The 14,580-nt window shown below is 69.1% G+C and carries 14 protein-coding genes; 10 read left to right on the top strand and 4 right to left on the bottom strand.

The window, feature by feature from the left end; genetic code table 11:
• Positions 1-132: 132 nt before the first annotated feature.
• A complete protein-coding gene (locus tag ACIBHX_RS37930) occupies positions 133-402 on the top strand; it encodes a hypothetical protein (protein ID WP_397072270.1) in 270 nt (89 codons plus the stop codon).
• Positions 403-457: 55 nt separating this feature from the next.
• Here the strand turns inward: ACIBHX_RS37930 and ACIBHX_RS37925 are convergent, their stop codons facing one another.
• Positions 458-853 carry a DUF3291 domain-containing protein gene (locus ACIBHX_RS37925; RefSeq protein WP_397072269.1) on the bottom strand — a complete coding sequence of 132 codons (396 nt, stop codon included), beginning with the start codon at positions 851-853 and terminating at the stop codon, positions 458-460.
• Between the two features lie 84 nt (positions 854-937).
• Here ACIBHX_RS37925 and ACIBHX_RS37920 point away from each other — a divergent pair, with 84 nt between their 5' ends.
• A complete protein-coding gene (locus ACIBHX_RS37920; protein WP_397072268.1) occupies positions 938-1,489 on the top strand; it encodes a TetR/AcrR family transcriptional regulator in 552 nt (183 codons plus the stop codon).
• Between the two features lie 90 nt (positions 1,490-1,579).
• On the opposite strand, the gene ACIBHX_RS37915 is transcribed toward ACIBHX_RS37920, so the two are convergent.
• Both ACIBHX_RS37915 and ACIBHX_RS37910 read right to left on the bottom strand, forming a co-directional pair.
• Entirely contained in the window at positions 1,580-2,545 is a 966-nt protein-coding gene (locus ACIBHX_RS37915; protein ID WP_397072267.1) for an SIS domain-containing protein, read from the bottom strand.
• On the bottom strand, positions 2,542-3,618 hold the full coding sequence (locus ACIBHX_RS37910; RefSeq protein ID WP_397072266.1) for a phosphotransferase: 1,077 nt from the start codon (positions 3,616-3,618) through the stop codon (positions 2,542-2,544). The genes ACIBHX_RS37915 and ACIBHX_RS37910 overlap by 4 nt, the downstream gene beginning before the upstream one ends.
• A gap of 167 nt (positions 3,619-3,785) precedes the next feature.
• On the opposite strand from ACIBHX_RS37910, the gene ACIBHX_RS37905 reads away from it, so the two are divergent.
• From ACIBHX_RS37905 to ACIBHX_RS37890, 4 genes are read left to right on the top strand one after another with little or no spacing between them, the layout of a single operon-like run.
• Positions 3,786-4,907, top strand: coding sequence for a spermidine/putrescine ABC transporter substrate-binding protein (locus ACIBHX_RS37905; protein ID WP_397072265.1), 1,122 nt, complete (start codon positions 3,786-3,788; stop codon positions 4,905-4,907).
• Between the two features lie 31 nt (positions 4,908-4,938).
• Entirely contained in the window at positions 4,939-5,766 is an 828-nt protein-coding gene (locus tag ACIBHX_RS37900) for an ABC transporter permease (protein WP_397072264.1), read from the top strand.
• Positions 5,759-6,538, top strand: a complete 780-nt coding sequence (locus tag ACIBHX_RS37895; RefSeq protein ID WP_397072263.1) for an ABC transporter permease — start codon at positions 5,759-5,761, stop codon at positions 6,536-6,538. Before ACIBHX_RS37900 ends, ACIBHX_RS37895 begins: the two co-directional genes overlap by 8 nt.
• The gene (locus ACIBHX_RS37890) at positions 6,525-7,574 is read left to right on the top strand and encodes an ABC transporter ATP-binding protein (RefSeq protein ID WP_397072262.1); all 1,050 of its coding nucleotides are present in this window, start codon (positions 6,525-6,527) and stop codon (positions 7,572-7,574) included. Before ACIBHX_RS37895 ends, ACIBHX_RS37890 begins: the two co-directional genes overlap by 14 nt.
• Here the strand turns inward: ACIBHX_RS37890 and ACIBHX_RS37885 are convergent.
• On the bottom strand, positions 7,568-8,173 hold the full coding sequence (locus tag ACIBHX_RS37885; RefSeq protein ID WP_397072261.1) for a TetR/AcrR family transcriptional regulator: 606 nt from the start codon (positions 8,171-8,173) through the stop codon (positions 7,568-7,570). The genes ACIBHX_RS37890 and ACIBHX_RS37885 overlap by 7 nt on opposite strands.
• A gap of 119 nt (positions 8,174-8,292) precedes the next feature.
• Between ACIBHX_RS37885 and ACIBHX_RS37880 the strand changes: the two genes are divergently transcribed.
• The 4 genes from ACIBHX_RS37880 (at position 8,293) to ACIBHX_RS37865 (ending at position 14,576) form a co-directional block, all read left to right on the top strand.
• On the top strand, positions 8,293-9,564 hold the full coding sequence (locus tag ACIBHX_RS37880; RefSeq protein ID WP_397072260.1) for a glycosyltransferase: 1,272 nt from the start codon (positions 8,293-8,295) through the stop codon (positions 9,562-9,564).
• Positions 9,565-9,568: 4 nt separating this feature from the next.
• Positions 9,569-10,966, top strand: a complete 1,398-nt coding sequence (locus ACIBHX_RS37875) for an aminobutyraldehyde dehydrogenase (RefSeq protein WP_397072259.1) — start codon at positions 9,569-9,571, stop codon at positions 10,964-10,966.
• A 251-nt stretch (positions 10,967-11,217) separates the two neighbouring features.
• Complete coding sequence (locus ACIBHX_RS37870; protein ID WP_397072258.1) at positions 11,218-14,157, top strand: nitrate- and nitrite sensing domain-containing protein; 2,940 nt, start codon at positions 11,218-11,220, stop codon at positions 14,155-14,157.
• Positions 14,154-14,576 carry a roadblock/LC7 domain-containing protein gene (locus tag ACIBHX_RS37865; protein WP_397072257.1) on the top strand — a complete coding sequence of 141 codons (423 nt, stop codon included), beginning with the start codon at positions 14,154-14,156 and terminating at the stop codon, positions 14,574-14,576. The genes ACIBHX_RS37870 and ACIBHX_RS37865 overlap by 4 nt, the downstream gene beginning before the upstream one ends.
• Positions 14,577-14,580: the final 4 nt, after the last annotated feature.

Here is a 14,580-nt window from a genome sequence, read left to right as displayed (position 1 = left end):
TCGTGAATCGTCCCGCCGTCAGCATGTAAAAGATCTTGGGCTGGCTGGAATATGGCTTAACGATATATCGTTGACGTATCACGACAGCATCGAAACTGTCGGCAGACGAACGTATCGAAGGGAGCGCACGTCATGCGTTACGCACAGGAGATTCACGGTCACCGGCACTTCCCCGGCAGGCGGGGACACCAGTTCCGCGGGCCCGAGGGGGCTCGACGGTGGTTCGGTGGCGAGGAGGGCGACTGGGAGGCCGCTCGCCAGGTTCGCGAGACCGGGGCGCGGTTGCTGGACGCCTACGTCCAGGCCAGCCGTACCGGAAACGCGGAGCAGCGCGAGAAGGCCAGAGCCATCGCCGACGAGGCTCGCAGGAGCCTGTACCGGCTGCTCGCAGAAGAGCAGTGACCGCAGGTGGAGGCGCCGTCCGCGCGAGCGGGCGGCGCCTTCCTGCTGTCCGGGGTCAACGGGTGCGCTCCTCGGCGATGCGCCGCTCGACCTCGTCCCAGCCGATCGGCTTGCCGTCGGCGGCGGCGTTCCAGAAGATGAAGGTGGACTCCTTCATGACGGCGCGCTTGCGGCGCATCGTCGAGCGGTGCGGCTCCGCGGCGGCGTAGGCGTGGATGGCCGCCTTGTCGTGCCATACCGAGACCGTCCAGAACGTCCGGGAGAGCAGGTCCGCCTTGAGCGACAGGCCGTAGGCGCCGGGGGAGCGACGGGCCTGGCGCCACACGGCCATGGAGGCCAGGAAGAACCCCGGCACCTGGAGCAGCGAGCGGACCTCCAGTCTGGAGGCCATGACCACGGCCTCGGTGCCGGGCTCAGGGGTGTTGGGCTGGGTCCACGGGAGAGCTGGCATGTCGGGCTTCCTTTCTCAAATCTTGTCGATGGCTAGATTGCCTCATGGACTCAAACTTGTCAATGGCAAGATATGGTGGCGGGTATGGCGAACTACCATCACGGCAACCTGCGACGCGCGATCATGGACGCCGCCGTGGAAGCGATCGGCGAGTCAGGCACCGCGAGCTGGAGCCTGCGCGAGCTGGCCAGGCGGGCGGGAGTGTCCCACGCGGCGCCCGCGCACCATTTCGGGGACAAGGCGGGGCTCCTGACGGCCGTGGCCGCGGAGGGTTACACGCTGTTCGCGGACGCGCTGGCGGCGGCCGGGGACAACCTGCTGGACACGGGGGTGGCCTACGTGCGCTTCGCGGTCGAGCACCGGGCGCACTTCGAGGTGATGTTCACCCCTGGGCTCTACCGGGCTGACGATCCCGAGGTGGTGGCCGCGCGCGAGCGGGCCACGGCCGAGCTCACTCGCGGGGTCAGGACCGTCACGACAGATCCGGCGCGCGAGCGTGACTTCGGGATCGCCGCCTGGTCCATCGCGCACGGCTTCGCGACGCTCTGGCTCAGCGGCATCCTCGATTTGGGCGACGACGTCGAGGAGGCCGCCAGACCCGTACTCCGGTTGCTGGTGCAGAAGGTCACCGATTGAACCGGCCTGAGGGGCGCGGCAGCCCCGTCTCGTAGGCCGCGATCACCCCCTGGCCGCCGTGGCGGGGGTCGCGTTCGTCCCGTGGGCCCTCTACTGGGGGCTGCTGGTCCCGTGAAGCCACCAGTGGGCGGCGACCAGCTCGGCCACCAGCGTCTCGGTGAGGAGGGCGACGTCGGGGTCGTCGTCGTGCCGGTAGCGGACGGAGGCCCTGGCGTCGGGCAGGTCGCCGCCGACGGTGAGGATCGTCGAGCCGCGCTGCCGTACCCAGTCCATGGCCTGGTCGTCGTAGGCGGAGCCGGGGAAGAGGATCGCCCGGTAGTCCAGGGTCTTGGTGAGGTAGACGTCCACGTGCGACCAGTCGCCCGTCTCGCAGGCGTCGGCCGGGCGGCGCGGCCCCTCGCGGAACATCAGCGCCGACTGCTCGGCTGACGACAGGTGCTCGGCGGGCGCGACGGTGTACACGCCGTGCGGGCCGTCAAGCAGCTCGAGGGCGCGGGGGAGCCACGCCTCCCGGCGGTCGAGCAGGTCGGCGGTGGCCTCGGCGGCCCGACGTACCAGGCCGGGCAGGTCGCGGTCGGTGACGGTCAGGTGCGCCTCGAGCGCGAGCAGCAGCGCGAGCGTGTGCTGGAAGGTACGGCAGGCCACGCCGCCCCGCTCGTCCCCTGCCAGCATCGGCACCACCAGGTCGGCGCCCTCGGTGATGGGGGAGCCGGCCACGTTGGTGAGCACCGCGCGGTAGGAGCCCTCGTGGCGGGCGGCGGCGTCGAGCGTCTCGCGGCTGCCGCCGGTCGCCGAGATCGGGATGACCAGCGTGTCGCGACCCGGCGGGAAGGACGCGGCGGCCGAGGCATACTCGGCGTGCGCGTCGATCCCGCGGGCGCGCAGGCGCAGCGCGGCCACCGAGGCGGCGTAGCGGGAGCTGCCCATGCCGAGGAACAGCACCCGGCCGAAGCCGCCGGGCAGCGCCTTCCACGGATTGGCGCTCAACCCCGCCGCCAGGTCGGCGAGGGCGGCGGGCTTGGCCTCAAGGTCGGCCAGGAACAGCTCGGGCTTCAACGGTTCTCCTCGGAATACCAGGTGCGCAGGACGCCCATCGGGGCGTAGCGCCAGCGGGGCAGGTGGCGGGCGGCGTAGATGAGCTCGCGGCACTCCTGCTCGACCTCGAACGGCCTGATCAGGGCCTCGTCCAGCAGGTCTCCCGCGATCTCGCGGTAGGCGGCCAGCATGCGCTCGCGGGACTCGCGCGCCCAGCTCAGGGCCTGGGCCGCGGGAGTGTCCCTGCGCTTGATGGCCACCTGCGCCACGTGCTCCAGGCTGGTCGTCAGCTGCGCCACGTCCCGCGCGGCCGGCTGGAACGGCGCGGCGTCGGCGACCGTGGGATTGCCGTCGAAGTCGATCACCGCGTAGCCGTCACGCCACTTGAGTATCTGCCCCACGTGCAGGTCGCCGTGGATCCGGATGTCCGGCGAGGTGCGCGGTACGGCGAGCGGCTCCAGCTCGGCCCGCAGCGCCCCCTCGATCCCGCGCAGCCACGCGTCGTCGGTGAGCTCCATGGCCTCGCGCAGCGCCTGGGCCGCGCGGCCCGCCGTATCCTCACTCGCGCCCTGTGAACCAGGCAGCGTGGACAGCGCGCGGTGCAGGCGACCTGCCAGGCCGCCCAGTTCGACGGCGAACTCGGTCCGGCCGGCCTCGCACTCGTCCACGCACCACTCCCAGCCGTCGCGGGCCTCGGGAAGGTAGCCGGTGACCAGCGCGAGCAGGAGCTCCCGATCTTCTTCAACCCGCGTCAACGCCGCGTAAGGCGGGGCTGTGTCGTTGAATCCGACATCAACCAGGTGACGCATGAGCTCGGGAGCCGGTTGCGGCATCGGCACGGGCGGCGTGAGCCACTTGACCACCACCCGCTCGTCCACGACCACGGAGTAGTTCGTCTGATCGACATGATCGCCGAATCCGCGCTCGACCTGGCCCCCGATGTGGAGATCTTCAGGGTCGTACGAGAGGCTGGGCAGCGGCAGGAACCGCTCGACCGCGAAGGGCGGCGGCACGTCCCCGTCGAGCGCGCCGAGGAGGGTCGCGGTGACTCCGCGATCTCGGGTGGTAAGGGAAGCCTCACCCAGTGAGAGCAAGCGCCCCCATATTGAACTCGAATTCAACAGCCAGACCAAACTTCCAGGTAGCAATGTCTAGAAAAGTCTTGCTCATGTTGATTTCTGCTGCAACACTCCTGGTCTGGTCTACCGTGCCCGGATGGTCGCGAGACCCTCGTCCCCCAGATTCAGAAGGAGTAGCGGCCGTGGTCCGTACCCGGTTCACCCGACGTCTCCCGGCCGTCGCGGCGGCGGCCGGTCTCGCGCTCGCCGTGACGGCCTGTGGCGGCCAATCGCCGAACAGCCCGGCGGGCAGCGCACCCGCAGCGTCGGCGGACCAGCTCAACCCGAACGCCGACCTGTCGAAGCAGTCGATCAACGTGACTGTGTGGGACCAGTACACCCCCAAGGACCTGCCCGAGCGGGTCCAGGAGAAACTGAAGTTCCCGGTGAAGATCGCGCTGCACGCCACCAACGAGGAGGCGATGACCAAGCTCACCGCCGGCGGCGACAGCGGCATCGACGTGGCGTTCGTGTCGGGGCAGTACGCGCAGGCGCTGAACGAGCAGGGGCTGCTCGAGCCGATCCACCCCGAGCTGATCCCGAACCTGTCGAACCTCTACCCCGAGGCCACGCAGCTGTCCTACGACAAGGGCAACAAGTACTCCGTGCCCTACACCTGGGGCACCACCGGCATCTGCTACCGCAGCGACCTGGTCAAGCAGGTGCCGACGAGCTGGAACGACATCCTCAAGCCGCCGTCCTGGGCCGACAAGAAGGTCACCATGATGACCACCGAGCGCTGGCTGGCCCTGCCCGCGCTCAAGGCGCTGGGCTACTCGGTCAACACCGAGAAGGACGACGAGATCGCCAAGGTCAAGGACCTGCTCGTCAGTGCCAAGCCGCACCTGCTCGGCTACGACGACACCACCTTCGGCGACAAGCTCAAGAGCGGCGAGGCCGTCATGGTCGAGGCGTGGGACGGCTGGTGCCCGACCACCGACCCGAAGCAGAACATCAAGTTCGCGGTGCCGAAGGAGGGCAGCGACCTCTGGGTGGACACCATGGTGATCATGAAGTCCTCCAAGAACAAGGAGGCCGCGCACGCCTTCATCAACTACATCCTGGACCCGGAGACCCACCGCTGGGCGGCCGAGAACATCAACTACAAGGTCCCCAACAAGGCCGCCATGGACCAGGTGAAGGTGGCCAAGGGCTCGCTGCTCGGCATCAAGCCCGCCGAGCTGCTGAACGGCGAGTCGATCATCGACCTGGGCCAGGCGTCGACCAAGTACTCGCGCCTGTCGCAAGAGGTCACGGCGAACTAGAGCGGTGAAGGCAGAGACAAAGGCCCGGCCGGTGTCCCCTCAGAGGGGCCGCCGGCTGGGCGCGTTCGTATTCCTGGCGCCGGGGCTGACGTACCTCATCGTCCTGCTCCTGGTGCCGTTGGCGTTGATCCTCAGCAACACGGTCTTCCAGCGTGGCCGCTTCGGCGGTGTGGTCTACGAGTTCACCTCGGAGAACTTCGAGCGCCTCGTGGACCCGCTCTACATCGGCGTGGTCGGCAACTCCCTGAAGATCGCCACCGTGACCACGTTGATCGCGCTGCTGATCGGCTACCCGACGGCGTACCTGATCGCGCAGCTGCCGCGCAGGTGGAAGACCGTCGCGCTGGTCGCGATCGTGCTGCCGTTCTGGACGAACTTCATCATCCGCGTCTACGCGTGGATCATGCTGCTCAGCCCGGTCGGCCTGATCAACTCGGCGCTCGGCACCAAGCTGGAGCTGCTGTACAACCAGGGCGCGATCATCACCGGGCTGCTGTACTCCTACCTGCCGCTGATGGTGCTGCCGCTGTTCGCCACCATCGAGAAGCTGGATCCGCAGCTGCGCGAGGCGTCGGCGAACCTGGGGGCCTCCGGGTTCACCACGTTCCGCAAGGTGACGCTGCCGCTGACGCTGCCGGGCGTGATGACCGGGTGCCTGTTCGTCTTCGTGCCCAGCTTCGGCAACTTCGTGATCCCCGAGATGCTCGGCGGTGGTAAGTCGATCATGGTAGGCAACCTGATCAGGTCGGAGTTCCTCAAGGCCCGCGACTGGCCCTTCGGCTCGGCGCTGGCGCTGGCCCTGATCGCGGTGCTGGTGGTGCTGCTGATCGTGCAGGCCTGGGTGTCCCGCCGTGCGTAGACCGAAGCTTCTCTACGTCCCCTTCTGGGCCACGTACGTCTTCCTGTACGCGCCGATCGTGGTGCTCGTGGTCATGTCGTTCAACTCCGGCAGGTCCGCCTACACCTTCGAGGGGTTCAGCCTCAAGTGGTACGGCGAGCTCGCCCACGACGAGCGCGTGCGGGACGGCCTGATCAACACGCTGATCGTGGCCTGCGGCTCGACCGTGATCGCCACCGTGCTCGGCACGCTGATGGCCGTCGGCCTGGCCCGCTACACCAAGTCCAAGACGCTCGACGCGCTCGCGCTGATGCCCGCCGTACTGCCGGACCTGGTGCTGGCCATCGGGCTGCTGGTCTTCTACGGCATGATCCAGCTCACGCTCGGGCTGTACTCGGTGGTGCTCGCGCACGGCGTGTTCTCGATGGCGTTCGTCGCCGCGGTCGTGCGCACGCGATTGTCCGGGGCCGACACCTCGCTGGAGGAGGCCTCGCGCGATCTGGGCGCGGGGCCCGTCGTGACGTTCATGAAGGTCACGCTTCCGCAGCTGGCGCCGGGCATCATCGCCGGGGCGCTGCTGGCGTTCACGCTGTCGCTGGACGAGTTCGTGATCGCCTTCTTCACGATCGGCAACACCGAGCAGACGCTGCCGATCGTCATCTACTCAATGATCCGTTTCGGGGTCACCCCGAAGATCAACGCGCTGGCCGCGATCCTCCTCCTGGTGAGCTTCACGGCGGTGATCGTGGGGCAGCGCATGACCAAGATCGGGGAGCGCAGTGCTCAAGATTGACGGGGTCACCCGCAGCTTCGGTGACGTCATGGCGCTCGACGGTGTGTCTCTCGACATCGACCAGGGCGAGTTCTTCGCGCTGCTCGGCCCTTCGGGCTGCGGCAAGACCACGTTGCTGCGCATCCTGGCGGGCTTCGAGACGCCCGACGCCGGCTCGGTCTCGCTCGACGGGAGCGACCTGCTGAGTCTGCCGCCCAACAAGCGGCCGATCAGCCTGATGTTCCAGTCGTACGCGCTGTTCCCGCACATGAGCGTGGCCAAGAACGTCGCCTACGGCCTGGAGCGCGAGAAGCTCCCCAAGTCCGAGATCAAGCAGCGTGTCGGCGAGGTCCTGGAGACCGTGGGGCTGGCCGAGCACGGCGACCGCAGGCCGCACCAGCTCTCCGGAGGCCAGCGCCAGCGCGTGGCGCTGGCCCGCTCCATCGTCAAGCGCCCGCGTCTGCTGCTGCTCGACGAGCCGCTGTCGGCTCTGGACAAGAAGGTCCGCGCCGACATGCAGCTGGAGCTCAAGCGCCTGCAGCACGAGGTCGGCATCACCTTCGTGGTCGTCACGCACGACCAGGAGGAGGCCATGTCGCTCGCCGACCGCATCGCGGTCTTCGACCGCGGCAACGTCCGCCAGGTCGACCAGCCGGTCGCGCTCTATGAGCGCCCGCGCACCCGCTTCGTGGCCGACTTCGTCGGCGCCAACAACCTGTTCGAGGGTACGGCCGGCGGCCAGGAGGCTCTGGAGACCGAGGGCTTCGGCAGCCTGCCGGGAACCCCGCTGGAAGGCGTCGAGGAGGGCGCCAAGGCGCTGCTCGGCGTCCGCCCGGAGAAGGTCAGGCTGGGCGAGCCCGACGAGGCCAAGGGACTGCGCGGCAGCGTGCTCGACGTGAGCTTCTACGGCGGCGTCTCGCACCTGTCGGTGGACGTGCCGGGACAGCCCAAGCCGGTGCTGGTGGCCGTGCAGGGGGCCAGCTCGATGCAGCCGGGCGCCGAGGTCGGGCTGTCCTGGGATCCGCAGGACGCCGTGATCATCCCGGTGGCTCAATGAGCGAGGTCGTTGCCCGTGGCCGTGCGCGCGTAGGACAGGATCAGCTCGGCCGCCTCCTCCGGGCCGATGATCGGGTGCCTGGCCGTGATTCGATAGCCGTAGGCGTCCTCCAGCGCCACCAGGTTGCGCGCGACCGTGAGCGAGTCGGAGGTCAGCGTGAACACCCCGAGCGCCGTCCCGGTGTCCAGTATCGACTGGTACATCGACACCTGCCGGTCGAAGAGGGAGGTGAGCAGCACGCCGTACATCCTGTTACGCCCTGCCGCCCCGCCCAGTTCGTTGAGCAGCCGCACGTCGGGGTCCAGCGGGCCGGTGGGCAGGCCGGAGCGGATGGTCATGACCAGCCTCTCGATCGGGTCGATGACCACGCCGAGCCGGCGCAGGCGCTGCTCGTAGAAGCGCTCCATGGCCGCATGGTGCGCCTCGACCAGCAGCTCGCTGAGGTCCGGGTAGTGGTAGAGCACCGCGCCGGAGGTCAGCCCGGCCTCCTCGGCCACGTGCGAGAGCTGCACGCCGTCGATGCCGTGGCGGATGATCGCCCGGCGGGCCGCTTCGATGAGGTCGATTCGCCGGTCGGTCCGGCTCTTCCGCTGGGCCATGATCACCACCCTCTTTGTCCGTACTTCAGTAAGCCGTGACCATAGTGCACTGAAGTTGACCTTCACGCTAGACAGGTATTTGAATTCCCGTTCAAGTCAAGTGTCCACCCGGAGCGATGATGACTCTCACCATCCTGTTCATGCCGGAAAGCGCCTACGGGCCGACGAACAACAGCATCGGCATCGGCGACATCCTGCGTCGCCGCGGCCACCGGGTCGTCTTCGCGGCCGAAGCCTCGTGGAAGGGCAAGCTTGAGGCTCTCGGCTTCGAGGAGGACCTGGTCGACCTGGCGCCTCCGGCCGAGGACGCCGAGGAGCAGGACGCGGGCCAGTTCTGGAAGGACTTCATCAGGGAGACCGCGCCCGAGTACCGCAAGAACACGCGCGAGCAGCTCGAGACCGTCACCAAGCCGATCTGGGACTCGCTGATCGACGGCGTCAAGTACTGCGAGCCGCAGCTCAAGGCCATCATCGAGCGGGTGAACCCGGACGTGATCGTCGAGGACAACGTGATCACGTTCCCGGCGCTGCTCACGGCGGGCAAGAAGTTCGTCCGCATCGTCTCCTGCAACCCGCTGGAGGTCCGCGGCGAGAACGTCGCGCCGGTCTTCTCCGGCCTGCCCGCGGACGACCGCTCCGAGTGGGACGCCTTCCGCGCCGAGTACGAGCGCACCCACCGCGAGGTCTGGGGCGCCTTCAACCAGTGGTGCGTGGAGCAGGGCACGCAGCCGCTGCCTGACCTGGACTTCATCCACGAGGGCGACCTGAACCTCTACGTCTACCCGGAGATCCTGGACTACGTCGGCGAGCGCCCGCTCGGGGCCACCTGGCACCGGCTCGACTCCAGCGTCCGCGAGACCGACGAGTCCTTCGAGCTGCCCTTCGAGCGCAACGAGGGCTCCCTGGTGTACTTCTCGCTCGGCTCGCTCGGCTCCTCCGACGTGGAGCTCATGCAGCGGGTGATCGACGTGCTGGCGCAGACCCCGCACCAGTACATCGTCTCGAAGGGCCCGCTGCACGCGGAGATCAAGCTCGCCGACAACATGTACGGCTCCGAGTTCCTGCCGCAGACGAAGATCATCCCGCTCTGCGACCTGGTGATCACCCACGGCGGCAACAACACCACCACCGAGGCGGCGCACTTCGGCAAGCCGATGATCCTGCTGCCGCTGTTCTGGGACCAGTACGACAACGCGCAGCGCGTGCACGAGCTCGGCTACGGCGTGCGCCTGTCGACCTACTCCTTCACCGACGAGGAGCTCACCGGGGCGCTGGAGCGGCTGCTCGGCGACACTGAGCTGCGCGCCCGCCTGGCGGCCGCCGGTGAGGAGATCCGTAACCGCGACGGCCTGCGCAAGGCCGCCGACCTGATCGAGCAACTGGGTAGCTGAACCGATGCGTGAACTGATCAACCCCGCCACCGGTCGCGGGTTCGCCGAGATCGCCGACACCCCGGTCGAGGGTGTGGCGCAAGCCGTACGCAAGGCTCGTGAGGCCTTCCACGAGTGGTCGCAGACCACTCCGGCCGAGCGGGCCAGGCTGCTGCTGCGCCTGGCCGACCTGGTCGAGGCCGACAGCGAGGAGCTGACCCGGCTCGAGGTCGAGGAGACCGGCAAGCCGGCCGCCGTCTTCCGTGACGGCGAACTGCCCTTCGCGGTGGACAACCTGCGCTTCTTCGCCGGCGCCGCCCGCTCGCTCGACGGCACCGGCGCCGGAGTCCTCAGCGCCGGCTATACCTCGGTGCTGGTACGCAGGCCGGTCGGGGTGGTCGGTTCGATCGCGCCGTGGAACTTCCCGTTCATCATGGCCATCTGGAAGGTCGCGCCCGCGGTCGCCGCGGGCAACGCCGTGGTGATCAAGCCGGCGCCCGCCACGCCGCGCACCACGCTGCGCCTGGCCGAGCTGTTCGCCAAGGCGGGCGCGCCCGACGGGCTGGTGCAGGTCGTGCTGGGCGACGGCGAGGTGGGCGAGGCACTGGTCACCGACCCGGGCGTGGACATGGTCAGCGTCACCGGTTCCACCGAGACCGGGCGCCGCGTGATGAGCGGCGCGGCGCAGGCGCTCAAGCGCGTTCACCTGGAGCTCGGCGGCAAGGCCCCGGCGCTGGTCTTCGAGGACGCCGACCTGGCCGAGATGTCCCGCGGCGTGGCGATGGGCGCGACCTACAACACCGGCCAGGACTGCACCGCGGCCACCCGCGTCTACGTCGCCAGGCAGGTGTACGACCAGGCCGTCGAGGCCCTGCGCGAGAAGCTGGCCGCGATCACGGTCGGCGACCCGTGGGATCCGGCCACCGACATCGGCCCGCTGGTCTCGGCAGCGCACCGCGAGCGGGTGCACGGCTTCGTCGCCCGTTCCGGCGGCCGGATCGTGACCGGCGGATCGGCTCTGCCGGGCGAGGGTTTCTACTACCCGCCCACACTTGTGGCGAATGTTGCCCAGGACAGCGAGATCGTCCAGGGAGAACTGTTCGGACCCGTGCTGGTGGTGCTCCCGTTCGACGGCGAGGACGAGGCGGTCCGCCTGGCCAACGACACCCGCTACGGGCTCGCCTCCTCGGTCTGGTCGCGGGACGTCGCCCGCGCGATGCGCGTCTCGCACCGCCTGGACGTGGGCGTGACCTGGGTGAACGACCACCTGCCCATCGCCAGCGAGGCGCCGCACGGCGGGGTCAAGGGCAGCGGCTTCGGCAAGGACATGAGCCAGGAGGCGGTCCAGGAGTACTCCGTGACGCGCCACCTGATGATCAAGCACGCGGCCCCCGTGGAGCACGACTCCTTCAGGCCTGCCTGAAATCATGCGCGGCGGTATGCGCCCTTAAGTGACACTTTGGGCGTATTTGATGGGAAATGTTCGGTTGGCCGATCTGGTACGGGTTGTGTTCCAATTACCCAGCCCGCAGAATCCCAAGCGCCCCACGCGTGTCAGATTTTCGAGCACGTAACGGCGAGAGGTTGCGAGACTCAGTGAGGACGAAAGACCCCCGGCACACGAGGTCGTCAGGGGACTACACAGGCGGACGGTTCCGGCTTGCCAACTGGCGCGTGCGCTCGAGGCTGGTGGCGCTGATCCTCATTCCCACCATCGTGGGCGTGCTTCTCGCCGGCGTGCAGCTGGCGAACGCGATCGGCACCAGTGCCGACTACCGCCGGCTGACCCAGGTCGCCGAGCTGGTGCAACGTGTCGGCGTGCTCACGCACGAGCTCGGCAAGGAACGCCTGCTCACCGCGTGGTACGTCGCCGACAGCCGGCGCCCGCGCGGCATGGGGCAGCTGCGCGCCGAGCGCCAGAAGGTCGACGCGGCCAAGCAGCGGGTCGTCGAGGCGATGTCGTCCATCGACGCCTCGCACTCGGCCCGCGTGCTCGACGAGGTCACCCAGATCCGCAGGTGGCTGACCGGTCTCGACGGCCTGCGCGCCAACATCGTGGGCAACAGCGTGCCGCCCCGGGCCGCGATCAGGACGTTCTCCAGCATGATCCAGGTCCTTCAGGACCTCCAGGACGACCTGGGAGACGGCGTCAACGACGACCGGCTCCAGGGTGACGTGGCCGCACTGACCGCACTCTCGCGCGCCAAGGAGGAGGTCTCCCGCCAGCAGGTCATCCTCGTCGTCGCCCTGGTCGAGCGGAAGATGGACTACGACGACCTGTCGGACTTCCTCGGCTCGTGGAACACCCAGCAGTCCATGCTGGCCACCTTCGAGAAGGAGGCCGAGGCGCAGGACCAGCAGGCCTACCGGAAGGTCATGCGCGGCCCCGACATCGACCGTGCCGACGCGATGCGCCAGCGCGCACTGGCCCAGCTGCGTGAGTACAAGGAGATCCGCGACCTCGACGTCACCAACCGGAGCAGGGCCAAGGACCTCGACCTCTGGTACCGCAGCACCGACCTGCAGGCCAACGCGATGCGCAAGGTCGAGGACGGCCTGGCGACCCGCATCGTGGCCCAGACCCGCGACCTGAGCGACACCGAGCAGCGCAACGCCATCATCTCCGGCGCGCTGATCCTGGTGCTGCTGCTCCTCGTCCTGGTGATCACCACCCGCGTGGCCGGTTCGCTGGTCCGCCCGCTGCGCCGGCTGCGCGCCGAGGCGCTCCAGGTGGCCACCACCCGGCTGCCGGAGACGGTCCGCGTGCTGCGCGAGTCCGGCGACGGCACCGCGGTACCCGACGTGCCGTCGGTCGGCGTCAACACCCGGGACGAGATCGGGGAAGTGGCCCGGGCCTTCGACGAGGTCCACCGCGAGGCGATCAGGCTGGCCGGCGACGAGGCCAAGCTGCGTACCAACGTCAACGCCATGTTCGTCAACCTCTCGCGCAGGTCGCAAACGCTGGTCGAGCGGCAGCTGCAGCTCATCGAGGGCCTGGAGCAGGGTGAAGAGGACGAGCAGCGACTGTCCAACCTGTTCCGCCTGGACCACCTGGCCACCCGCATGCGCCGCAACAGCGAGAACCTTCTGGTCCTCGCCGGCCAGGAGGCCGCCCGCAAGTGGAGCGAGCCGGTGCCGCTGGTCGACATCGCCCGCGCCTCGCTGTCGGAGGTCGAGAACTACGAGCGGGTCCAGATCCAGATCCCGTCCGGCATCCTGATCGCCGGCCCGGCCGTCACCGACGCCGTCCACCTGCTGGCCGAGCTGATCGAGAACTCCATCTCGTTCTCGCCGCGCGAGTCCAAGGTCCAGGTCACCAGCGCGCCCACCGAGGGCGGCGTGCTCGTCTCCATCAGCGACCTGGGCATCGGCATGACCGCCGAAGAGCTGGGCGAGGCCAACTGGCGCCTGGCCAACCCGCCGGTCGTGGACGTGGCCGTCTCGCGGCGCATGGGCCTGTTCGTGGTCGGCCGCCTGGCGCTGCGCCACGGCATCAGGGTGCAGCTGCGGGTGCGGGAGACCGGCGGCCTGACCGCGCTGGTCATGATGCCCGACATGCTCATCGCGCAGCCGGGCGGCACGGTTCCGCAGCAGCGGGGCCAGTACGACAGCTTCACCAACTTCGACCCGAGCATGTTCGGCGATCCCCAGGGCGTCTACTCCGCTCCGTCCGCGATCGACACGCCGGACGTGCGCGACTCCGGGTCCCCGGTGGACACCCAGTGGCCGGTGGGCGCCAGCTGGCCCTCGTTCGCCGACGAGCCGGCTCCCGCCCAGGAGGAGCAGCGGTGGCCCTCCTTCGCCGAGGAGCCGCCTGCCCCCGCCCAGGACGAGCCGCGCTGGCCGTCGTTCGCCACGGAGCCGCCCGCCGTACAGGAGGAGCCGCGCTGGCCGTCCTTCGCGGCCGAGCCGCCGCCCGCGCAGGAGACCCCGCGCTGGTCGTCGTTCGCCGAGGAGCCGTACAGCCAGAACGGCCACTCCTCCTACAACCAGGAGGCGCCGCGCTGGCCGTCCTTCGCCGAGGAGCCGCTGCCGCAGAACGGGGACTCCCCCTTCAGCGCCTTCGGGCGGCGCGAGTACACCTCGCAGGACATGACCGGCCCGCTGCCCGTGGTGCGCAACTCGCCCATCGAGGAAGAGGACAACGAGGAGTTCCTGCCGATCTTCTCGTCGGTGGGCTCCGACTGGTTCCGCCGCCCGGAGCCCGCGGAGCTCAATCCCCAGCCTCCGTTCGAGCCGGAGCCGCAGGCGCCGCCGCAGCCCGTCGCGGAGCCGCCGGCCGCCGACACCATCGACAAGCCGGCGTTGCCGCAGCGCAGGCCCGGCCAGTCGGGTGCGGGCGCCTCGTGGTCGTCGCCGGCCGACAGCGGGTGGCAGGCCGCCCAGCAGGCGGCGGAACCCGTCCAGGGCGGCACCACGGCCTCCGGCCTGCCGCGGCGGGTACCCAAGGCCAACCTGGTGCCGGGCACGGCCAGCCTGGCAGAGCCCCAGCCCACGTCACCGGCGCCGCAGATCTCTCCCGAGCGGTTGCGGAGCCGGCTCTCCAGCTTCCAGCAGGGTGTCCGGCAAGGCCGCGCGTTCACCCGCGGAGAAGAGAATGAGGAGGAGAAATGAGAGAACTGAGCCAGGGAGCGCGTGGCATCAGCTGGCTGATCACTGATTTCGTCAACAACGTGCCAGGTGTGGCGCACACGGTCGTGGTGTCGTCCGACGGGTTGCCGCTTGCCTACTCAGAGGGGTTCCCCAAGGACAGGGCGGACCAACTGGCCGCGGTCGCCTCCGGTGTGATCAGTTTGACTCAGGGAGCCGCGCGGGTTTTCGAGGGCGGTATGGTTTCCCAGACCGTCATCGAGATGCAACGAGGCCTATTGATGATCATGTCGATCAGCGACGGATCCTGCCTCGCGGTGCTCGCGGCGCCAGACTGTGACATGGGCCTCGTGGCCTACCAGATGACGCTGTTGGTCGAGCGGGCAGGCCAGGTGCTCACCCCGGCCGTCCGCGCCGAGCTGCAGGCGGCCCGCCCCCGCTAGCCGG

The sequence above is a fragment of the Nonomuraea sp. NPDC050536 genome, assembly GCF_044457685.1.
In the GTDB taxonomy this organism is placed as follows: domain Bacteria; phylum Actinomycetota; class Actinomycetes; order Streptosporangiales; family Streptosporangiaceae; genus Nonomuraea.
This window is presented reverse-complemented; position numbering and strand designations above follow the sequence as displayed.